Raw genomic sequence first — 20,932 nt, 5'->3', positions numbered from 1 at the left:
TCAAGGATTGGATTTCATTCGCCCTTCGATCGCCACGCGCAAACACCCCCAGGCGATGACGCCAATAATCAGCAATTCCACTACACCGATAAGCATGTGAAATGAAAAGGTCATCGGCTGCTCCGCCCAATAGAAGGTTGTCGGGCGGGAAATGCCAATGCGCAGCCGTCCGGTAAAGAGCGAGGGCACCAACGAGATGATGCGGGTCAGCTCAAACACAGCCAGGAACGCGGCAATCAGGGCGAGCAGGGCGCGTGCGGGAGTGCCGAGTTGTTCAGTGGTTTCAGCCGGAGGCATCGGCGCCTTTGCTTTGTGCTGCCTGGCGATCTTTGCCGGGGTTGGAGCAGGCCGGTAGGCGGCCTTCGCAATGGGTGCCGAGCCGACCGTTACCTCGGTGGGCATTGGTATTTGCAGGTAGTCGCTGATCTCACGCAGCCACAGGTCGGTGCGTTTGCTTCCCGGTACGACCGGAACGTTGCTGCTCGTCAGGCGGTGGGTGGTGCCATCGCGCATCACCAGCCACAGTTGGGTGGCGGTTGGCTTGGCCTCCGGGTGGCGGCGAAGTTCGAAGTGTTTGGCGGCGTCGAGCCTGAACACCGAGTGCACCCGCTCACGGCGGCCAAAAAAGTTCTGGGTGCGGCGCTTGCCTTCACCGTCTTGGCGCGACAGCAGCAAGGTTTCGCGGGTGCCGGTGTAAACCAGCAGCGACAGGCCCAGGGCGGGAATCAGCAGCAGCCCGAGCACGATCAGGAGCAAGCTCAGTGGGTCCATGCCCACGGGCGGCGAGTCTGCAATGGCTAGCACGGCACCGAAGGGAAAGACCAACGCCAGCGCACTGGTCAGCAGCACGACTACGCTCTGTACCCGGTTGACCGAGTGGATGTGCAGGTCATCCCGCGCGGTGCGTTCGAAGCGATATCCGATCAATGTAAAGCTCCTGATAAGCCGCCGGCCCAAAGCAGCGGTGAATGCGTGACGGGGTGGTTCAACCGCTGATTCAGAGTCGATCGGCTGGTTGATTTTTTCGGCCCTACATCGCGCGACGAAAACGGAGCGATCATTTCAAGAAACATCTTACATCGCCACTCCCATCCCCTGCGTTAGCGTTCGTCCTGGATTTTCAGGATGAGATTCGCGACTCGTGACATGCCCAGAAGACCTGCCCAAGGTTCGTAACCCCACGTTCAGGCGAAAAAGCCCTTCGTCATCACCGGCTCCGTGTTCGCCAAAAGCTGCAAGTTGCCTGACGGAATTATCGACTACAGCAACCCCAACGGTTTCGTACCGCCGAACCTGGTCAAGCAGTACGGTGATCTGACGTGGCTGGGAGGCCGAAGCCCCGACCCTTCGGGAACGGTTCCCCTCAAGCAAATCGGCTCAAACGCAATACCCGTCGCCTTGGGCCGGATCGCACTGGGAGGTTCCGCTGTGTCAGCGGCGGGCGCCGCCACTGGCACGGTCGGCGCGGCACTGTTGACCGGCATCGTCGCTTTGCTCTGGCCCTCCAGCCTGGGAGACAGCGCCCTTTACAGCGAAGAGCAGCTACGCCATCTCAAACAGGCCCGCAGCCGCATGCGCCTGAGTATCGAGCAGCAGGCCGACGGCAGTATCAAGGGGTATGGCTTCTACACCGGGCAGAACCGCGACTGGGAAATGGTTGACGTCGTTCACCTGACGCCGCGTGCTGACCAATATATCGCAGACCTTGGCGACGGCATCGAACTGATCTGGACCCCAGCCACCGACCCCTCCGACACCCTCGGCATCCCCGCACTGGAAGCCGCGCCCCAAACCCCGCACATCTGGATCTACCCACCGACGCCGGTGGCGGAGGAAATCATCTAGGCGAATACGATCATTTAACGGGTCGCCAAACGAAACCTGCCAAACCGGGCAGAACAACCCCACGATACCAGGAGTGGAATGCCATGCCATATTTCTCAATAACGGGCTTTTATCCCGACGACAAAAATGACGATTCATTGCAGTTTGAAATGTACATAAAAAACTCTGAGCAGAATGAAGTGCTAGCCCAAATAACCGAAGGGAAATCCTTCGGTGAAATCGGCCCTGGAGAGCTGGAAATAACAGGCGAGCAGCTAAGAGAAATAGGGCGGGTGCTGGGTATGGAGTTCCCAGCGGGACTGGAGTATTACATCGGAACATGTGTCGATGCCTGAGAAAAACACCAGTAAGGAATCGTATCGCCAGCCCGCCCCCAAAGCGTAGTCCTGAAACAGCATCGAACTGTTTCAGAGCCAGAAAAAATCGGCCTTAACTAGAAGCTGTACTTAGCCGTCAACATCATATTCCGCGGATTACCATACGCATCCCCACCATAACTCGCAGAGTTGGCGATAGTGGAATAGTAGCGGCGGTCGAAGATGTTGTTGGCGTTGACCTGCAGATCCAGGTTCTGGTTGACCCGATAGCCGGCCATCAAGTCCGTGACGGCATAGCTGCCCTGTTCGAGGCGGTATCGACTGCCATTGGCGAGCTCGATGTCGTTGTACATCCGGCTCTGCCAGGAGACGTTGCCGCCGACGCGCAGTTTCTCCAGCGGGCCCTGGAACTGGTAGCTGGTGGTCAGCTTGAACAGGTGCTCCGGCGTGTCAGTGTCGAACTGTTTGTTGACCGTCTGCGGATTGGCGGCGTCCTTGATGGTGTGGGTCCGCGCATAGGTATAGCCACCGCCGACCTGCCAGTTTTCGGTCAAGGCGCCTTGCAGTTCGAAATCGATACCTTGGCTGCGAATCTCCCCGGAGGCTTCGTAGCAGGTCGCCTGTGGGCAGTTTGCGGTGAACAGCTGCACGGCGCGGTTTTCCTGGTCGACGCGGAACAGTGCCAGGCTCGCGTTCAGCGCGCCATCAAAGTATTCGCCCTTGATACCGACCTCGTAGTTCTTGCCAATGATCGGCTTGACCGGGCTGCCGGAGGTATCCTTTTCGGTCTGCGGCGTGAAAATGTCGCTGTAGCTGACATAGACCGAATACTGGTCGTTCAGGTCGTAGATCAAGCCGGCGTAACGGGTGACGTTGCGCGTGACCTTGTAGTCGCTGTCGCCATCACGGTTGTCGTAGTCGTACCAGTCCAGGCGTCCGCCGAGGATCAACTTCAGCGGGTCGGCCAGGCTCAAGCGAGTGGTGAGGTAGACGCCGTCCTGAGTGGTCACGTCGCGCTGGTTGTTGGTACGGACGAAATTCGGTTTGCCCGCATTGATCGGCCAGTTCATGTCGTATGGGCTGTAGTTGTGGGTGGTCTTGTCCTGGATGCGCTTGCTGGCGCCCACCACCAATTCATGGGTTCGGCCGAACGCCTCGAAGGGGCCACTGGCGAAGGCATCCACGCCGGCCTGGTTGTCATCGTAGGCGGCCTGGTAAACCGTGCGGGCCAAGGTGTTATTGACCCAGCGCGATTGGTAAGAGCCGGAAAACAATCCGTTCTGTTCAGAATAGTTGGCGTTGACTTGGAGGTTCCAGTCGTTGGCCAAGCGATGACGGACTTCGGCGAATGCCGTGTTGATCTCCTGGTCCTTGTTCTCCCAATCCGTGCCTGGATTGTAGGAGCGAGGCAGGTCCAGGTGATGGCCGTCCTGGCCGATCATCGAGGAACCCCAGAAGTAATTGGTCTTGTCCTTCTGATGGGAAAAACCCAGGGTCAACGTGGTGTCTTCGCTGAGGTCTGCTTCGGTGACCGCATAGAACAAGCCATGATTCTCTTCGACATTATCGATGAAACTGTTGGCGTCGCGGTAAGAGGTCACGACCCGACCGCGCAGCGTGCCGCTGTCGTTGAGCGGGCTGGACGCATCGACCTCGCCACGGTAATCGTCCCAACTGCCGGCGGCGCCCGTCAGGGTGACTTTCTGCTCGTTCAGCGGCCGCTTGCGTACCAGATTGATCGCGGCCGAAGGGTTGCCCGCACCTGTCACCAGACCGGTAGCACCGCGCACGATCTCGACTCGATCAAACATCGCCAGGTTAGGCTGGGAGCCGATGTCATTACCGTTGTAGGCCGACGGGATGCCGTCGTACATGAGGTTGTCGATACTAAACCCGCGGGCCTTGTAACTCTGCCGGCCAGGCCCGTTGGAAAAGTCCAGGAACAGCCCGGGTGTTGCCTTGACGACGTCGTTGATATTGGTCATCCCCTGGTCATCCATGCGTTGGCGCGTGATGACCGTGACGGCTTGCGGCGTTTCACGCATCGTCAGCGGAAGTTTGGTTGCCGTCGACATCGAACCGGTGGTGTAGGACTCGGTGCCTTCCGTGGTGCTCCATAACTGGTTGCTGGTGACCTCGGTCGCGCCCAGTTCCAGCGTGACTGGTGGGGTGTTCTGCCCGGTAGCGCTGTTGTCATCGGCGTAGGCGGGGGCCAGGGCCGCCATGCAGATAGCCATGGCCAGGAGATCGCGAGCAGGGGTGAAATGCAGCGGTGGGGTGGTGCGAGTCGACATGGTGGGTCCTGAGATACTAATGCGGTTGAGAACTATTAGCGTTCAAGTGTCTCAAGTTTTTTCACAAGGTTAAAGCTTTGGGTGGCCCGGAAGGGTTGATGCAGAGGGGTTACTGCCTCAAGGGAAGGCTTTTCGGTGCGGCGGTTTATCGAGGGATCTCCTGGCATCGAGCCATGCCCTTTTCGGGCGATCACAGCAGCCGACAGACCGGAGGGTGCAGTTTGTCGGCTGGTTTCCAGAAGTTTTGGAACGGCACCGGAACCGGTTTTCTCAAACGTGCACAGGGCCAAGCGCGAGGGGAGTCTCCAAGTCTTGTTTGCCAGGCGGCCAGCGCCAGATTTCGGTGGGCCAGCATCGATCTCCAAAAAAGGAACGTCAGATGAGTCAACAAGAACAATTTCACCTCAAGCACAGCGCCGCGTCGGCCACGAACCTACGGCCCACGTTGTTGTGCCTGTCTCATCTGCGCTGGGGCTTCGTCCATCAACGGCCCCAGCACGTGATGTCCCGATTGGCCAGTGACTACGATGTGCTGTTTTTCGAAGAACCTATTTTCGAAGGCAGGCAGACCGCGCACTTGGAGCGCTATGCGGTGGCCGACGGCGTGACGGTCCTGGTGCCCAGGCTTCCCGAAGGACTGGGTGAAACCCAGGTGATCGATGCCCAGCGCGAGTTGCTGGATGCCTGGCTGGCGGAACACTGGCCGGGTGAATTGATGCTCTGGTACCTCACGCCCATGAGCCAGGCCATCACTGAACACCTGGAGGCCAACGTGGTGATATACGATTGTGTGGACGAGCCCTTGGCTTTCAAATTTGCGCCGCCCGCATTGATGGAAATGGAACGGCGCTTGATGGCCAAGGCCGACGTGGTGTTCACCGGCGGCTACAGCCAGTGGGAGGCGAAGCGGCAACTTCACGGCAACGTCCACGCCATGCCGAGCAGCGTCGATGTCGCGCACTTTGCCGCGGCCCGGCAGCCGATTCCCGATCCGGCGGACCAGGCCGAGATCGCTCACCCGCGGCTGGGTTTCTTCGGTGTTATCGACGAGCGTTTCAACATCGATCTGGTGGGGGAACTCGCTGCCCTGCGGCCGGACTGGCAGATCGTGCTGGTCGGGCCGGTGGTCAATATCGATCCGGCCACCTTGCCGCGCCGTCCGAATATTCATTACCTGGGTGCCAAGCAATATGAAGAGTTGCCGGCGCATCTGGCCGGCTGGGACGTGGCGTTGATGCCGTTCGCGCTGAACGAATCCACCCGCTGCATCAGCCCCTCCACGACCCCCGAATACCTGGCGGGCGGTTGCCCGGTGGTATCCACGCCGATCCGTGATGTGGTCAATGGCTACGGTGACAGTGGCGTCGTAGCCATTGCCGATTCACCCCAGGCATTCATCGAGGCGATCCAGGCTGCGCTGGACTTGCGCACGCAGCCAGGCGTGGTCGTGCAGTACGCCGATAAAGCCCTGGAGGGCATGTCCTGGGACAGGACCTGCGCCCAGATCAAGGAGCAGATCGAATGCCAACGATAATCCTCGAGACCCCTGGATGATTCAGTCGACGATGACTGAGCGCACGACCGTTCCAAACGCGATGGAGGTCGCATGGCTGGGCGTAGGGCAAGCGCTGATATTTTTTTTCGAAGGGCTGCATCCAGATCGCTTTTCCACGGGTAGTACAAGGACAGCCTTTGCGCTGTCGAGCTGACTACCTTCTTGGAGAGACCTGATGAATACCCAACGATTGCTCTGCATCATCGGCACCACCGTCGCCATTTCCGGCCTGTCCACGGCCCATGCACAAGCTGATCTGCCTGAAAGCATTCAGGTGCCGGAGGGGCACAAGGTCACGATGCAAACCGTCGGGGTGGGCGAGATTACGTACGAGTGCCGTGACAAGGCCAATGCGGCCGGCCAGACCGAGTGGACCTTCGTCGGGCCCAAGGCGGTGCTCAACGACCGCAGTGGCGCCCAGGTCGGTATGTACTTCGGCCCGCCGGCGACCTGGCAGGCCCAGGACGGCTCCAAGATCACCGGTACGCAGTTGGCGGTGGCTGCATCAAGCCCGGGCAACCTGCCATTCCAGCTGGTCAAGGCCAACCCGGCCGAGGGCAAGGGCTCGATGACCGGTGTCAGCTACATCCAGCGCGTTGCCACCCGAGGGGGCGTAGCGCCCACGAGCGAATGCGCCACCGCCAACAAAGGCATGCGCGAGATCGTCAAATACCAGGCCGATTACATCTTCTGGGCCGCCAAGTGACGCACGTGCAATAGGTCAAAGTCGGCTACGCTGTTTCGATGCGCCCCAGCCGGTTGGCTGGGGTTTTGATTTCTTCTCATTGGCGCAAAACCTTGTCCCTGCCCGAGCCCGTTTTCAACTACGAAGCCTGCCTGATGGCCTGCGCCCGAGGCGAGCAGCAGGCGCTAAGGGATTTGTATGAGCAGGAAAGCAGCCGTTTGCTCGGCGTGGCCAGGCGTATCGCCGGCAATGACGCCCTGGCTGAGGACATCGTGCATGATGCATTCATTCGGATCTGGACCCGTGCGTCGCGCTTCGATCCTGCGCGTGGCTCCGCCCGTGGCTGGATCTTCAGCGTGACCCGGCACCTGGCCCTGAATTTTGTGCGCGACGGTGCGCGCGAGGTGCAGGTCGGCGAGGACCAGGAAATGGTTTTGCATGACGCCTTGTCGCTACAGGACACGCCAGAAACCGATGCATTCGAATATGGATCCCGTACGGGGCGCATCTACCGCTGCCTTGAACAACTGGAGCCGGCGCGGCGCAACTGTATCCTGCACGCTTACGTGGACGGTTATTCCCATGCGCAGATCGCCCTGAAACTCGGGACGCCGCTGGGCACCGTCAAGGCCTGGATCAAACGCAGCCTGACCGCGTTGCGAGCGTGCATGTCATGAGCATTGATTCTCGGAACGAAGACCCGGCTGATCCAGACGAACTGGCGGGTGAATATGTGCTGGGTACGCTATCGGCCACGGAGCGTGTCGAGGTGCAGCGACGGCTCGTTCATGACGCCAGGTTGCGGGAGGCTGTCGACGCTTGGGAGTCGCGTCTGTTCGACTTGACCGAGTTGGCCGACCCCCGCCAACCCACGTCGGCGCTCTGGAAACGTATCGAACGCAGCGTCACGGCCCAGGCGCGACCGACGCCGGTGCTGGGGGGCGATTCCTGGTGGAACCTGATCGCGCTGTGGCGCGGGTTGGCTGGGGCGGGGCTGGTGGCGACACTGACGCTTTGTGCGCTGTTGTGGACCCAGTCCACGGTCCAATCGCCCAGCTTTCTCGTGGTGTTGGTGGCACCGCAGAACCAGGCGCCGGGCTGGGTGATCCAGGCGAGCAACCCCAGCGAGATTCAACTGATCCCCCTCGGCGTAGCGCAAGTGCCCGCCGACAAGGCACTGGAATTCTGGACCAAGGGCGATGGCTGGCAAGGGCCAGTGTCGCTGGGGCTGGTGAAGCCGGGGCAGACGCTTTCGGTGCCGTTGGATCAACTGCCACCGCTGCAGCCCAACCAGCTCTTTGAGCTGACCCTGGAAAACCCCGGGGGCTCGAAAACGGGTGCGCCCACGGGCCCGGTGCAATTCATCGGGCGGGCCGTCAAGGTGATTTGAACGAGGGGGAATGTGCCGCCGCCATCGCGAGGAGGCTCCCTCCTACAGTGGAAAATGGTCGCCGGCCGAAGCCTGGCCGCCTCGGTTCTGATTGATAAAATCCACGAACGCCCGCAACGGCGAGGGCAGGTAGCGGCGGCCGGGGTAGTACAGGAACGGTCCGGTAAAGCGTTGCCACCACGGTTCGAGCACCGGTTCGAGTACGCCGCTGTCGAGGTGGGGTCGCAGCCAATCCTCGAACAAATGGACAATTCCGAGGCCGTCGATCGCCGCCTGCACCGCCAGGTCCATGGCGCCGCCGATGCGCACGATCAACGGGCCGTTCGGCTCGACGCTGATGGTTTCTCCGTCACGTTCATACTCCCAGAGCGGCAAGGCGCCGCTGGGAAACTTGCCGGCCAGGCAAGCGTGCTGAAGCAGATCCCGCGGATGCTCGGGCCGGCCCCGGGCGTCGAGGTACGTCGGTGAGGCCGCGGTGGCGAAGCGCTGCAAGCGCGGGCCGATAGGAATGGCGATCATGTCTTGTTCAAGGCGTTCGTCGTAGCGAATGCCAGCGTCACAGCCGGCCGCGAGCATGTCGACGAAGCTTTCCTCGGTGACCACTTCCAGGCGGATATCCGGGTAGCTTTTCAGAAACGGCGCGACGATCGCGGGCAACACCAACCGGGCGGCGCTGACCGGCACGTTCAACCTGAGGGTGCCCGAGGGGCGGTCGCGAAAATCGTTGACGACGTCCAGCGCGGATTCGACCTCGCCCAAGGCCGGCACGATGCGTTCCATCAACCGAGCGCCGGCCTCGGTCGGCACCACGCTGCGTGTGGTGCGGTTGAGCAGGCGCACGCCGAGCCGGCTTTCGATCCGTCGTACGGCGTCGCTGAGGCTGGAGGCGGATTTGCCGCTGAGCCGCGCACCTTCCCGAAACCCTCCCGCATTCACCACCGCCACGAAGGACAGCAAGTCCTGGATATCCGTCGCCATTGTTCTCTCCGCCGTACAACCCGTTCGGATTGCACCCGATTATCAGTGGAGTGGTCAACGCCTATAGTCGGCCCACGCACATTTAATCCAAGGGGTACGAAATGAGCAGGGCAGACACCGCAGGGAATTTTCAACTGGGCGATCGTACGGTCAAGCGCATGGGCTATGGCGCGATGCAACTGGCGGGGCCCCAGGTCTTCGGGCCGCCCAAGGACCCGGCGGCGGCCATCGCCGTGCTGCGCGAAGCGGTGGCGGCGGGCGTCAATCATATCGACACCGCCGATTTCTACGGGCCCCACGTCACCAACCGGCTGATTCGTGAAGCCTTGCACCCTTACGCCGAGGATCTGGTCATCGTGACCAAGGTCGGCGCCGTTCGTGGTGCCGACGCCTCATGGAACCCGGCTCACAGCCCGGCCGAGCTGACCCGCGCGGTCCAAGACAACCTGCGTAACCTCGGAGTGGATGTCTTGGAGGTGGTCAATCTGCGAGTCTGGGGAGACATGCATTCGCCCACCGAAGATTCCATCGAGCAATCCTTCACGGCGTTGGCAGAGCTGCAGCAAAAAGGCTTGGTCCGCCACTTGGGCCTGAGCAACGTCACAGCGTCCCAAGTCCGAGAGGCCCAAGGCATCGCGAAGGTGGCCTGCGTGCAGAACCACTACAACCTGACTCACCGCAACGACGAACAACTGATCGCCGACCTGGATAGACAGGGCATCGCCTACGTGCCGTTCTTTCCGTTGGGTGGGTTTACCCCGCTGCAATCGCAAACCCTTTCGAGCGTAGCGGCGCGCCTGGACGCCTCACCGCTGTGCGTCGCGCTGGCGTGGCTGCTGCAACGTGCGCCGAATATCTTGCTGATCCCCGGTACGTCATCCGTGGCGCACCTGCGGGAAAATCTCTCGGCGAGTGAGCTGAGGATCCCTCCGCAGATGCTGGCCGAGTTGGACGGGTTGGTTCACTGAAGACGCGCGCCGGCGATCATGGCGCGCGGGTAAATGGCTGACATCCGTGGCGAGGGAGCTTGCTCCCGCTGGGCTGCGCAGCAGACCCAAGATTGTGCGATTGCTGCGCAATCGAGCGGGAGCAAGCTCCCTCGCCACGGATACTTCAGACAGGCTGTGTCGAGATCTAGCCGTCGCTTTTTTCCGTCTCGTTTCGATGATGTTCAGGCCAGCTATCGACCGGATGCGCGCGGTCCTCGTTGAACATTTCCGTGAGCAGCGCGTTGGCGCGCCGGTAGGCGTCGTGCCGGAACTTGAGGTCGTCTTCCGGCTGGGCGACGATCTCCTCGAGCATCTGCAGGTTGAGGCGCCGGAACTGATCGGCGCGCTCTCGCGCCTCATACGCCCCGACGCCCATTTGCACCAAGGCGCTGCGTCCCATTGCCAGCGCGCTTTCGAATGTTTCCCGCTCGGCGCTTTCCACGCCCAGTTGCCGCAGGGTGATCAGGTGTGCCATGTCCCGCGCCCGCACGATCAGTTTCAACGCGGGGAAATGCTCCTGGGCCATCCGGGTCAGCGTCAGGTTGTCGTGCTGATCGTCTATCGCATTGATCAGCACCACCGCCTGGGCCGCCCCGGCCGCATGGAGCAGATCCAGGCGCGTGGCGTCGCCGTAGAATACCTTCACGCCGAACTTGCGCAGCGTCTCGATGTTGTCGGGGTCATGGTCGAGAACCACCACCTCGACGCCGCAGGACATCAGCAAGCGGCCGGCTATCTGCCCGAAACGACCGAAGCCGGCAATGATCACCCGTGGGTTCTGCTGGTCGACGAGGTCGGATTCCTGGCTGTTTTTCCTGGTGGCCGACTCCACCCCGTCCAGCAGCAGGATCAGCAGCGGCGTCAGGCACATGGAGAGCGCGACCGCCAGCGTCAGGCTCTTGCCCCACTGGTCGGTAAGGATGCCGGCGAGCGTCGCGGCGCCGAACACCACGAAAGCGAATTCGCTGCCCTGGCCGAGCAGCACCGCTTGCCAGGAGCGTTGGCCGGCGGGGACGTTCAAGAAGCGGCTGACGGTCTTGATCACCAGCAGCTTGATCAGGATGAAACCCAGGGTCAGGGTGATGACTTTCAGCGGTGCATCGATCAGCGTGCCGAAGTCGATCGACATGCCGACGCCAATGAAGAACAGCCCCAGCAGCAGGCCCTTGAATGGCTCGATGTCGCTTTCCAGGGCATGGCGATATTCCGAGCTTGCCAGTAGCACACCGGCGAGAAATGCGCCCATGGCCATCGACAGCCCGGCTTCTTCGAGGAGAAAACCGAAACCGAACACCAGGAACAGCGCCACGGCACTGAAGATCTCCCGCAGGCCCGAGCGCGCGGCGAAGCGCAGCAGCGGTCGCGTCACGTAGCGCCCCAGCAGCACGACGACGCTGATGGCGGCGACGATCTTCATGATCGACAGCGCCAGGGCCATGCCCGACGGTGTTTGGCCGTGGGCCGACAACAAGGGGATCATGGCAACCAGGGGAATGGCCGCGATGTCCTGGAACAACAGCACCGCGAAACTGCTTCGTCCGACGGCGGTGGCGGTCAGGTTGCGTTCGCTCATTGCCTGCATGGCGATGGCCGTGGAGGACAGGCTCAAGGTCAGGCCGACCAGCAGCGCCGCCGTCCAGTTCAGGCCCAACGCCGCACAGAACGCGGCGATGGCACCGCCGCAGGCCAACATCTGCAAGGCACCACCGCCGAATACCATCCGGCGTAGCGCCCACAGGCGTTTGGGATCGAGCTCAAGGCCGATGATAAACAGCATCAGGACGACGCCGATTTCGGCGAACTCCAGGATGGCCTTCACATCGGTGATGAGCTTCAGGCCCCACGGGCCGATCACGCACCCGGCCAACAAATAGCCGAGCACCGGGCCCAGGCCGAAGCGCACGGCAATCGGTACGATCAGCGTCGCCGAGGCCAGGTAGATGAGCATCTCAATCAGGCTGTGCGTCTCCATCTCAAGCTTCCTTCCAGGCGGCCAGGCGAGCGCCGTAATGTTCGATTTGTGCCCGTTGAACCTCGGACTCGGCGGCATACGCGCCGTGCACGGCGACTGGTTCGAGCCAGCGCATGTGGCAGTAGAGGGCGGTGGCGTGGAGCGGCTGGGCCAGCGCTGAAAAGTCCGGGAACGCACCGATCTGGAAATGCTCTCGTTCGCCACCGGTGGACACGGCCCACAACAGGCCCTTGCCGTTGAGGGCCGTGGCGCCTTTGCCATAGGCCCAGCCATGGGTGAAGACTTTGTCGATCCACAATTTCAAGAGGGGCGGCATGCTGTACCAGTACATCGGGTGCTGCAGGACGATCAGGTCAGCCTGCTCGGCAGCGTGCTGTTCCGCCTCGACGTCGATGTTGAAGTCCGGGTAGAGATCGTATAGCGACCGTATGACCACGTCCGGATTGGCAGACGCCCGCTTGAGCATCTGCTGGTTGACCCGCGACTGGTCGGGGTAGGGATGGGCGTAAACGATCAGGATCATCGGGGCGGTTCCGTGCGACAGGGCCAGGTCAAAAGGCCGGACATCCTACCGAGGAAGGCGCTTGTTGTTTAGGACATTGTTTGCGTCGCGCCTCGTCCGGCTCAATTGAGCGGCAGCGAGACCCTGACTTCCAGTCCACCGCCCCGGCGATTCCGGAGGACCAGCGTCCCGCCATGCTCCAGCACCGTCGCCCGCGCCGCCGACAGGCCCAGGCCGACGCCACCGGTGTTCTTGTTGCGTGATCCTTCAATGCGAAAGAAGGGCGCGAATACCTGCTCCTGATATTGGGGCGCTATGCCCGGCCCACGATCGACGATGCGAATTTCGACGCAGTCGGCATAGGTTTTCAGTCGTACACCCGGTTCGCTGCCATATTTGGCCGCGTTGTCGATGAGGTTGGTCAGCGCGCGCTTGATCCCGATGGGCCGGCCGACATACACGAACCGCTGGGCGCCTTCGAAGGACACCGCGGTGCCCGCGTCCCTGAAGTCGTCGACGACGGTGTGCAACAGTTCCGCCAGGTCGAACGCCGTGGCGTGTTCGAGGCGCGCTTCATCGCGGAAGAATTCCAGCGCGGCGTTGACCATCGCCTGCATCTCGTCGACGTCCCGAAATAGCCTCGATTGCTGTTCGGCATCCTCGATGAATTCGCCGCGCAGGCGCATGCGGGTCAGGGGGGCTCGCAAGTCATGGGAAATAGCCGCGAGCATTTGCGTGCGATCCTGGACGAAGTGCTTGAGCTGGGCCTGCATGGCGTTGAACGCCAGGATTGCCTGGCGAATCTCGAAGGGGCCGACCACCGGGATGGGCGGTGCCCGGAAATCCACGCCGAAGCGCCGGGCCCCCTCGGCAAAGCGTTCCAGCGGCGTCGCGAGGTGTCGCGTGGCGATCAGGGCGACGATCAGCGTCGACAGCATGATCAACCCGATGATGATCAGGTTGCGGGCCCATTCCCCCAGGCCCCAACTGCGCGAGGTCACGGAGAAGATCACCCAGGAGTGGTCCGTCAGCTCGATGATCACCACGTAGCGCCTGGCGGGGTCGTCGGCGGGCCAGTCCCCCGGTTCGTAGGCTTCGATCCGGGCATCGGGCCTGCCCAGTTGTTCATGCAGGAAAGCCGAGCCTTCGCTGAACTCGGGATCTTCGATGACTGGTAGCCGCGCCTCCTCATGGCTCTGCAACCATTGCACGCTGAACCCCGTATCGCTGGCGGCCCGGGCCAGTTCGTGCCGTTGCCCCGCAGGGACCGAGTCGATAATGCGGGTGACCGCTGCGGCCTTGTCCATCAGGCCGGTCTCCATGAGGGGAGGGCGCGCCCAAGCGCCGGCCAGCACGCTGAACAGTTCGTTGAGGGCCAGTAACGTCAGCATCGACACCATCGTGGTCAGGGCGATCCAGCGCGCCACGGTGTCCCGTGACCGAGGCACGCTCGCCCGCCCGCGGGTCATCGCTTCACCACGTGGGGACTGAACAGGTAGCCGCTGTTGCGCACAGTGCGGATCATCGACGGCCCGGTCACGTCGCTCTCCAGTTTGCGCCGTAAACGGCTGACCTGGACATCGATGCTGCGGTCAAACGCATCGAAGGTCTCGCCACGGGCCATATCCAGCAACTGCTGGCGGGTGAGCACCCGGCGTGGATGTTCGGCGAAGACCAACAGCAATTCGAATTCACCGGCGGACAGCGGAATCATGACCTTGTCGGGCGAACGCAATTCGCGACGGGTGACGTCCAATTGCCAACCTTCGAATTCCAGGGTTGGCCGGGCGAGGTCACCCAGGCTACCCCTGGCTTCACCGGTGCGCCGCAGGACGGCGCGCACTCGCGCCAGCAGCTCGCGGGCGTCGAAAGGCTTGGTCAGGTAGTCGTCGGCACCCATTTCAAGGCCGACGACACGGTCGCTCAATTCGCCCATGGCGGTGAGCATGATGATCCCGACCCGGTGCTCGGAGCGCAGGCGCTGGCAGAGCACCAGCCCGTTGTCGCCCGGCAGCATCACATCGAGGATGATCAGGTCCGGTTGCCGGCGCTCCACCGCCTGCCACAGGGCGTTACCGTCGGCGGCGACTTCGACGCTATAGCCATGTTGCTCGAGGAACTTGCGCAGGAGGGCGAGGACTTCGAGGTCATCGTCCACCAGTAGTAAATGGCTCACGGGGGTCACGTCGGGCAATGAATACGGGGTGCAATACTAGGGTCAATCCGGGGCGGCGTCATATATTTCAATACGGAAACAAAGCTGCCGGCGCGCAATATTCCGGAAATCTGAGGGCAAGAAAACAGCGGCAGGATTGCGTGGATTCCAGTTGGTTAGACGATGGCAAACGGAACCTGTGGCGAGGGGATAAATCCCCTCGCCACAGAAACCTTGTCGTTGGCCGATTGGTATCGTCTCCATCCCTCCCCGAGATAGCCTTGTATGCCGATCACCAAACCCGCGCCGTTGCTTGTTCGTTCCACCGTCATCGTTGCGCTGGCGGCAATTGCCAGCGGTTGCACCAGTACGCCCCCTGCCAAGCCGGGCAGTTGCAAAAGTGTTCCCTACGCCGTGCATGATCCGGCCGAGCCGGTGAACCGTGGCATCTTCGCCTTCAACCGGACCGTGGACGATTACGCCCTGGCCCCCATTGCCCGTGGCTATCGCAAACTACCGGACATGTTCCAGACCGGCGTACACAACTTCGTCGCCAACTTCGGCGAGCCCAAGGTATTTATCAACGATTTGCTGCAAGGCAATGGGCAGCGTTCGGTCACGACCCTCGGGCGCTTCGTCATCAACAGCACGGTGGGCATCGTCGGGCTGATCGACGTGTCGGGCAAGATGGGCATTGCGCGCCACGAGTCGGATTTCGGCCAGACGTTCGGTGTCTGGGACATCGCCCCCGGACCGATCGTCGAACTGCCGCTGCTGGGCACCGCCAACCTGAGGGACGCGACCGGCAAGGTGGTGAGCTTCGTGGTGGACCCCTTCGGCGATAACAGCGATACCGTCCAGACCCTGAGCACGATCAAGACCGTGGGCGGGGTCGTCGATGGCCGCGCCGAGGCGTTGCCGCTCACCGATCAGTTGCACAAGCAACCGGACTATTACGTGGCGCTGCGCGACGCCATTGCGCAACGACGAGCCGATTTTGTCGCCGATGGCAAACTGGGCGCCGTCCAGGACGAACCGCAATGCCCGCAGGGTGGTGGCACCGATGAATAGCCAGGCGCTGGTCCTGCATCGGCGGGTGAAAACCATTGACCAAAGCACGCTGCATTGCCGCGAACTCGAATTGCGGCTCGCCGAGGATGGCCAGCACGTGCTGCTCAGCCGCTACCTCGAATGGTATGACCCGCAACAACCGAGCCTGTGCGCAACCCAGCACTATCGCGTGCCCTTGGCGAGCATGATTCGCTGGATGATCAACAACGGCGAGCAGGGCAGCGCGCCGTGACGATGAGTGACGTGCCCGGCGTGGTACCGACGCCGGGAAGCTGAAACATTTTTTCATAATTCCAACCTGATTCTGGTTGTACGATGTCGTACGAAATATGGTCGACTGTTTCCGTTCCTCACAAAAAAAACAACGGAGACTCCATCCATGTCGAGCATTCCTTCGGCCGAGGGCCAAGCCGTGGCCCCTGCGCAGAGCCGCTTCGTACGTCTCTTGAAGCTTCTTGGCCCTGGTATCATCGCGGTACTGTCCTGGCTGGGCGCCGGCGACCTCATCACTTCCTCCGTGGCCGGCGCGAACTATGGCTATGCAATGATGTGGGTGCTGGCGGTTTCCCTGCTGCTGCGATACCTGATCGTCAACATCATCGCGCGCTTCCAGCTCTGCAATAACCAGGGCATGACCATCCTCCAGGGCTACGCCCAGCTCAATCCGTTCTTCGCCTGGTTCCTGCTGGGGTACGCGCTGCTCATGGGGCATCTGATGAATGCCTACATGATCAAGGGCGCGGGTGAGGCCCTGGCGATGTTGCTCAAGACCGAGTACCCACTGCTCTGTTCGGTAGCGGTAGTGTTGGCGGTGTGGATGCTCGTCGGGCGCAATATCTACTCGATGATCGAAGGCGTGATGAAGGCGCTGTTGGCGATCATGACCTTGGCCTTCCTGGCCCTGGCGGTCATGTCCGGCCCGGATGTCGCCGGGATCGTCAAAGGCACCATCGGCTTCAGCATTCCACCCGACGAAGGCGTGCACGGTGCGCTGCTGGTGGCGGTCTCGGTGATCGGCGCGGTAGCGGGTTCCATTGCCAACTTCGTCCACCCTTATGTCATGCGCCAGAAAGGCTGGGTTGGCCCTGAGCACAAGCGCATCCAGCGCAACGACCTGTTGTTTGCGGTGTTCGTCGGGATCGTCATCAACCTCGCGATCTGGATCGTCGGCGCGGAGATCCTTCGGCCAAACGGTATCGAGGTGAAAACCCTGGGCGACCTGGGCAAAGCCCTGGAGATGTTCTTCGGCTCGATCGGTTGGTACGTGTTTTTCATCGGCGTGTTCGCCACGCTGTTCGCCAGTATTTCCGGCAAGACCACGGCGTTCCCGATGTTGATCACCGACGCCTTCCAGCACGTGCGGCCCGAGCGTCGCGAGCGCTATGGCAAGGAGTTCCACCGCGACCCGATGCACAAGTGGTTCATGCTCTTCATCCTCGTCACGCCATTGATCTGGTCGCTGCCGGGCATGCCGGATTTCGTGACCCTGACCATCGGTGTCAACGCGCTGAACATTGTCGGCCTGCCGGTGATTTCCCTGGGCCTGCTGATCATGTCGAACCAGAAGTCCCTGCTGGGCAAGGAATACCGCAACAACCTGTTCGAGAACATCGCGCTGGTGTTCGCGACCGGCCTGGCGTTGTGGGTGGCGTTCCAACTGGGTGTCGATCTGTTCACCTGAGTCTGGGTCATTGACCTCCGGAGGGGCTGCTAGACTTGACGGTCCAGTCCCTTTCGGAGAATCCGGATGAACAATAAGAACAGGATTTGCCTCTGGTACGACGGCGACGCCCAGGACGCCGCGCAGTTCTACGCCAAGACCTTTCCCGACAGCGCGGTGAACGCCATCCATCATGCACCGGGCGATTACCCGTCAGGCAACCAGGGCGATGTGATCACCGTGGATTTCACGGTGATCGGCATCCCTTGCATTGGCTTGAATGGCGGTGCGATGTTCAAGCACAGCGAGGCTTTTTCCTTCCAGGTCACAACCGACGACCAGGCCGAAACGGATCGCCTGTGGCACGCGATCATCGACAACGGCGGCCAGGCGAGCGCTTGCGGCTGGTGCAAGGACAAGTGGGGTGTGTCGTGGCAGATCAGCCCTCGGGTGTTGATCGAGGCGATCACCAGCCCCGACAAAGCCGCCGCCAAGCGCGCCTTCGAGGCCATGATGACCATGACCAGGATCGACATTGCGGCGATCGAGGCGGCAGTGAAGGGATAGTCAGTTTCTGGTTCCAGGCAACCTGGCAATCACCTTGATCTCGAACTGAAAACCATACAGCCACGTCACGCCCACCGCCGTCAGCGTTGGGTGCGGCGCGTTACCCCAGAACTCCGGCACCACGCTCCAGACCCGTTCGAATATCGATTCCGGATCAACCATGAAGACGGTCACGTCAATCACATCATCGAAGCTGCAATCAGCGGCGGCGAGTATGGCTTGCAGGTTGGTGAAGGCGCGGCGCACCTGGTCTTCAAGCACGGGCTCGGGCGAGCCGTCCTCGCGGCTGCCGACCTGTCCGGATACGAACAGCAAGCCGTTGGAACGAATCGCCGGCGAATAGCGGTTGCGCTCATAAAGTGCCTGGCGTCCGGGTGGGAAAACGACGTCACGCTGTGTCATGGGGTGTCTCCATCAATGGGGCCGCAAGCGGCCGGAAATCTGTGATGAAAGAACTCTAGGGGCTTGTGCTTGGGCGATAAACGGGCAAGCTTGGCGTTCACTGTTTGTCAAACCCAAACAATCCGAGGCGCAAATGGATCGTTTCGACGCGATGCAAGCGTTCGTACGTGTCGTCGAGGCGGGCAGTTTCACCAAGGCCGCCGAGACCCTGCACATGAGCAAAACCACCGTGACCCAGCTGGTGCAACAGCTCGAAGCGCGGCTGCGGGTCAAGTTGCTCAACCGCACGACCCGCAAGGTCAATGTCACGGCGGACGGCGCGGCCTTCTACGAGCGGGCGATTCGCCTGCTGGCCGACCTGGACGACGCCGAGACCAGCCTGTCCGGCGCCCAGGCGCAACCGCGAGGGCGGTTGCGGGTCGATGTGCCGAGCCCGCTGGCGGCGCTGATCCTGATCCCGGCGTTGCCTGCCTTCTACGAGCGTTACCCGGACATTCAGATCGACATGGGCGTGAGCGACCGCATCGTCGACATGATCGATGAAAACGTCGACTGCGTGGTTCGCGGCGGCGAGCTGACGGACCAATCGCTGATCGCCCGGCGCGTCGGCGACCTGGCCCTTGGCGTCTTCGCCGCGCCGAGCTACCTGGCGCGCCTGGGCACCCCGGCTCATCCCCGCGAGCTGGAGGATTCCCAGCATCGCGTCGTCGGTTTCCTCTGGGCACGCACCGGCAAAGCCTTGCCCTATGCCATGCACAGACAGGACGAACACCTCCACATCAAGGGGCGTTACGCGCTTGCCATCGACGATGGCAATGCCTATCTGGCCGCCGGCCTGGCGGGGCTCGGGGTACTCTGGCTGCCCACCTACATGTCGCGGATTCACCAGGCCCAGGGTGCGTTGGTGCCGTTGTTCGAAGACTGGCACCTGGAGTCGATGCCGATGTACGTGGCGTACCCGCCGAACCGGCATATCAGTGCCAAGTTGCGGGTGTTCATCGACTGGGTGGTGGAGCTGATGGCGCAACATGCGCCTATCCTTGATCGACACGCCTCATGACATTTTTCTCGATTGCAGAGGAGAAAAACGATGGAACGATTCACCGGCGGCTGCCTATGCGGAAACGTTCGCCTTGAAGCCTCCGGCCGCCCTTACCGGGTCGGCCTTTGCCACTGCCTGGATTGCCGCAAGCACCATGGCGCGTTGTTTTTCGCGGCGGCTGTGTTCCCCCGGGACGCGGTGACTGTTACGGGCGAAACCCGGGACTATGCCGGACGCTTTTTCTGCCCCAACTGCGGCTCGTCGCTGTTCGCCCGCAGCGGTGACGAAATCGAAGTGCACCTCGGCGCACTCGACGCCCCCGACCAACTGAAGCCCACCTACGAATGCTGGACCGTGCGCCGCGAGTCCTGGCTGCCGGCGTTTGCGTTGGCGCGGCGGTATGAGCGTGATCGCGAGGGCAGTGGGCGGTCAGAGGAGTAAGACCTGCGAGGCGATCAGGCCGGTTCGCCTATGCACCACCATTGGACTGTGACGTTGTTTTCCGGGTGGACTACGTTACGTCCGTGCTCAATGAAATGCGGTGGGACGTGCAGCGCCAACTTGTCGCTGATCCGTTGCGGCGCCAGCGCGTTCGCGTTGCTGAGAAAACCCAGGTAGTAGTCCTGGTCATAGAAAATGGTGACTTCACTTTCATAAAGCCACGGCCACGTCAGCAGGCAGGCGACGCGGTAATAACCTTCGGAGCGGTCAGCCGCCCGGGATATGTGGGCCGCAGCCTCAAGCAACTGCTGGACGCAGAACGCCTGGACTTCGATCCGGGCTTGATCGCCTTCGACCAGCAGTTCGTGGACCGGGATTTTCCAGTTCGAATATCGGTAATTCCCCTCCCTTGGATAGAAATTGCCTTCAAAACTCGCCGCCCATCGCTCGATTGAGCGAAGGCGGCGATGCAGGCCCCTGAGTGGTTTCCCGTTGACGCTGATTTGCCGCATTGATGTGTCCTGCCAAATGAGGCCGGCCATTCTCCGGGCTCCAATGCGGCAATCCAAGGATAACGCTGGTCAATTCGGTTTCATTTGATGCCAGCGATACCTGACGTTACCGAGGCGTCGCCCTTAGCCTCAATAGCGCCCGCGCCCGGCGGGCGGTGCACAAGGTTTGGATTTGCTGGCGCAGCCAGCGCACATCATGGCGGCGCGGTGTCGGCACGCGCCTGGGCTTGGTCCGGCCGACCAGCTCGGTGAAGATCTGGACGAACGAGGCCGGGTCACCGATGCCCTTGAGCTTGCGGCGCAGCTTCCCGTCTTTATAGAACAACACAGTGGGCGTGCCGGTGACCTCCGGGTGCCGGGGCGATTGATCGGTGCTGAGTTTGTAGATCACGGCCCGAGTCTTGAAGGTCTCGGCGACTTTACAGAACAGCGGATCGGCCATCCCGCAGGCGTAGCAATGCGGGTGGCCGAAATAGAAGACCACCGGACGCCAGGTCTTGAGGACTTTGCGGTAATCGACTGATGAGATGAACTGGGTGACGGTGGAGTCCATGC

General features: G+C 61.6%; 22 protein-coding genes and 1 pseudogene. 13 read left to right on the top strand and 10 right to left on the bottom strand.

All coding sequences use genetic code 11. From position 1 onward, the window contains the following. A complete protein-coding gene (locus tag J3P79_RS16145; protein ID WP_434604118.1) occupies positions 1 to 927 on the bottom strand; it encodes a hypothetical protein in 927 nt (308 codons plus the stop codon). A gap of 255 nt (positions 928 to 1,182) precedes the next feature. On the opposite strand from J3P79_RS16145, the pseudogene J3P79_RS16140 reads away from it, so the two are divergent. Both J3P79_RS16140 and J3P79_RS16135 read left to right on the top strand, forming a co-directional pair. Then, a pseudogene (locus J3P79_RS16140) lies at positions 1,183 to 1,842 on the top strand (S-type pyocin domain-containing protein); the annotation flags it as partial. Positions 1,843 to 1,928: 86 nt separating this feature from the next. Continuing rightward, entirely contained in the window at positions 1,929 to 2,180 is a 252-nt protein-coding gene (locus J3P79_RS16135; protein WP_434604115.1) for a pyocin S6 family toxin immunity protein, read from the top strand. Between the two features lie 98 nt (positions 2,181 to 2,278). Here the strand turns inward: J3P79_RS16135 and J3P79_RS16130 are convergent, their stop codons facing one another. Beyond that, positions 2,279 to 4,456, bottom strand: a complete 2,178-nt coding sequence (locus J3P79_RS16130; protein ID WP_434604113.1) for a TonB-dependent siderophore receptor — start codon at positions 4,454 to 4,456, stop codon at positions 2,279 to 2,281. Positions 4,457 to 4,835: 379 nt separating this feature from the next. Here J3P79_RS16130 and J3P79_RS16125 point away from each other — a divergent pair, with 379 nt between their 5' ends. The 4 genes from J3P79_RS16125 (at position 4,836) to J3P79_RS16110 (ending at position 8,086) form a co-directional block, all read left to right on the top strand. After that, entirely contained in the window at positions 4,836 to 5,990 is a 1,155-nt protein-coding gene (locus J3P79_RS16125) for a glycosyltransferase family 1 protein (RefSeq protein WP_434604111.1), read from the top strand. Positions 5,991 to 6,186: 196 nt separating this feature from the next. Beyond that, on the top strand, positions 6,187 to 6,717 hold the full coding sequence (locus J3P79_RS16120) for a DUF3455 domain-containing protein (protein WP_434604109.1): 531 nt from the start codon (positions 6,187 to 6,189) through the stop codon (positions 6,715 to 6,717). Between the two features lie 98 nt (positions 6,718 to 6,815). Further along, a complete protein-coding gene (locus tag J3P79_RS16115) occupies positions 6,816 to 7,373 on the top strand; it encodes a sigma-70 family RNA polymerase sigma factor (protein ID WP_434611510.1) in 558 nt (185 codons plus the stop codon). Continuing rightward, positions 7,370 to 8,086, top strand: a complete 717-nt coding sequence (locus J3P79_RS16110; protein ID WP_434604107.1) for an anti-sigma factor — start codon at positions 7,370 to 7,372, stop codon at positions 8,084 to 8,086. Before J3P79_RS16115 ends, J3P79_RS16110 begins: the two co-directional genes overlap by 4 nt. Positions 8,087 to 8,128: 42 nt before the next feature. Here the strand turns inward: J3P79_RS16110 and J3P79_RS16105 are convergent, their stop codons facing one another. Beyond that, entirely contained in the window at positions 8,129 to 9,064 is a 936-nt protein-coding gene (locus J3P79_RS16105; RefSeq protein WP_434604105.1) for a LysR family transcriptional regulator, read from the bottom strand. 101 nt (positions 9,065 to 9,165) lie between these two features. Between J3P79_RS16105 and J3P79_RS16100 the strand changes: the two genes are divergently transcribed. Beyond that, positions 9,166 to 10,032 carry an aldo/keto reductase family oxidoreductase gene (locus tag J3P79_RS16100; protein ID WP_434604103.1) on the top strand — a complete coding sequence of 289 codons (867 nt, stop codon included), beginning with the start codon at positions 9,166 to 9,168 and terminating at the stop codon, positions 10,030 to 10,032. 166 nt (positions 10,033 to 10,198) lie between these two features. Here J3P79_RS16100 and kefC read toward each other — a convergent pair whose 3' ends face one another. The 4 genes from kefC to J3P79_RS16080 form a co-directional block, all read right to left on the bottom strand. After that, a complete protein-coding gene (gene kefC / locus J3P79_RS16095; RefSeq protein WP_434604101.1) occupies positions 10,199 to 12,025 on the bottom strand; it encodes a glutathione-regulated potassium-efflux system protein KefC in 1,827 nt (608 codons plus the stop codon). A 1-nt stretch (position 12,026) separates the two neighbouring features. Then, positions 12,027 to 12,548, bottom strand: coding sequence for a glutathione-regulated potassium-efflux system oxidoreductase KefF (gene kefF, locus J3P79_RS16090; RefSeq protein ID WP_434604099.1), 522 nt, complete (start codon positions 12,546 to 12,548; stop codon positions 12,027 to 12,029). Positions 12,549 to 12,649: 101 nt separating this feature from the next. Then, positions 12,650 to 13,996 (bottom strand): sensor histidine kinase, encoded by a 1,347-nt coding sequence (locus J3P79_RS16085; protein ID WP_434604097.1) that lies wholly within the window; start codon positions 13,994 to 13,996, stop codon positions 12,650 to 12,652. Further along, positions 13,993 to 14,703 (bottom strand): response regulator, encoded by a 711-nt coding sequence (locus J3P79_RS16080; protein WP_434604095.1) that lies wholly within the window; start codon positions 14,701 to 14,703, stop codon positions 13,993 to 13,995. The genes J3P79_RS16085 and J3P79_RS16080 overlap by 4 nt, the downstream gene beginning before the upstream one ends. A 264-nt stretch (positions 14,704 to 14,967) precedes the next feature. Here J3P79_RS16080 and J3P79_RS16075 point away from each other — a divergent pair, with 264 nt between their 5' ends. From J3P79_RS16075 to J3P79_RS16060, 4 genes are all read left to right on the top strand, one after another. Further along, positions 14,968 to 15,753: an MlaA family lipoprotein gene (locus tag J3P79_RS16075; protein WP_434604092.1), complete on the top strand. Its 786-nt coding sequence runs from the start codon at positions 14,968 to 14,970 to the stop codon at positions 15,751 to 15,753. Continuing rightward, positions 15,746 to 15,985, top strand: a complete 240-nt coding sequence (locus J3P79_RS16070) for a hypothetical protein (protein ID WP_434604089.1) — start codon at positions 15,746 to 15,748, stop codon at positions 15,983 to 15,985. Before J3P79_RS16075 ends, J3P79_RS16070 begins: the two co-directional genes overlap by 8 nt. A gap of 147 nt (positions 15,986 to 16,132) precedes the next feature. Further along, entirely contained in the window at positions 16,133 to 17,434 is a 1,302-nt protein-coding gene (locus J3P79_RS16065; protein WP_434604086.1) for an Nramp family divalent metal transporter, read from the top strand. Between the two features lie 66 nt (positions 17,435 to 17,500). Continuing rightward, the gene (locus tag J3P79_RS16060; RefSeq protein WP_434604083.1) at positions 17,501 to 17,980 is read left to right on the top strand and encodes a VOC family protein; all 480 of its coding nucleotides are present in this window, start codon (positions 17,501 to 17,503) and stop codon (positions 17,978 to 17,980) included. Here the strand turns inward: J3P79_RS16060 and J3P79_RS16055 are convergent, their stop codons facing one another. After that, positions 17,981 to 18,382, bottom strand: a complete 402-nt coding sequence (locus J3P79_RS16055; protein ID WP_434604080.1) for a RidA family protein — start codon at positions 18,380 to 18,382, stop codon at positions 17,981 to 17,983. A 133-nt stretch (positions 18,383 to 18,515) separates the two neighbouring features. On the opposite strand from J3P79_RS16055, the gene J3P79_RS16050 reads away from it, so the two are divergent. Both J3P79_RS16050 and J3P79_RS16045 read left to right on the top strand, forming a co-directional pair. Beyond that, positions 18,516 to 19,442 (top strand): LysR substrate-binding domain-containing protein, encoded by a 927-nt coding sequence (locus J3P79_RS16050; protein ID WP_434604077.1) that lies wholly within the window; start codon positions 18,516 to 18,518, stop codon positions 19,440 to 19,442. 30 nt (positions 19,443 to 19,472) lie between these two features. Further along, a complete protein-coding gene (locus J3P79_RS16045; RefSeq protein ID WP_434604074.1) occupies positions 19,473 to 19,865 on the top strand; it encodes a GFA family protein in 393 nt (130 codons plus the stop codon). 14 nt (positions 19,866 to 19,879) lie between these two features. Here J3P79_RS16045 and J3P79_RS16040 read toward each other — a convergent pair whose 3' ends face one another. Next, the gene (locus J3P79_RS16040) at positions 19,880 to 20,377 is read right to left on the bottom strand and encodes a DUF3916 domain-containing protein (RefSeq protein WP_434604071.1); all 498 of its coding nucleotides are present in this window, start codon (positions 20,375 to 20,377) and stop codon (positions 19,880 to 19,882) included. A gap of 106 nt (positions 20,378 to 20,483) precedes the next feature. Beyond that, positions 20,484 to 20,930, bottom strand: coding sequence for a thioredoxin family protein (locus tag J3P79_RS16035; RefSeq protein ID WP_434604069.1), 447 nt, complete (start codon positions 20,928 to 20,930; stop codon positions 20,484 to 20,486). Positions 20,931 to 20,932 lie beyond the last annotated feature (2 nt).

Origin of the sequence: Pseudomonas sp. R1-7 (genome assembly GCF_051132105.1) — a bacterium.
In the GTDB taxonomy this organism is placed as follows: domain Bacteria; phylum Pseudomonadota; class Gammaproteobacteria; order Pseudomonadales; family Pseudomonadaceae; genus Aquipseudomonas.
This window is presented reverse-complemented; position numbering and strand designations above follow the sequence as displayed.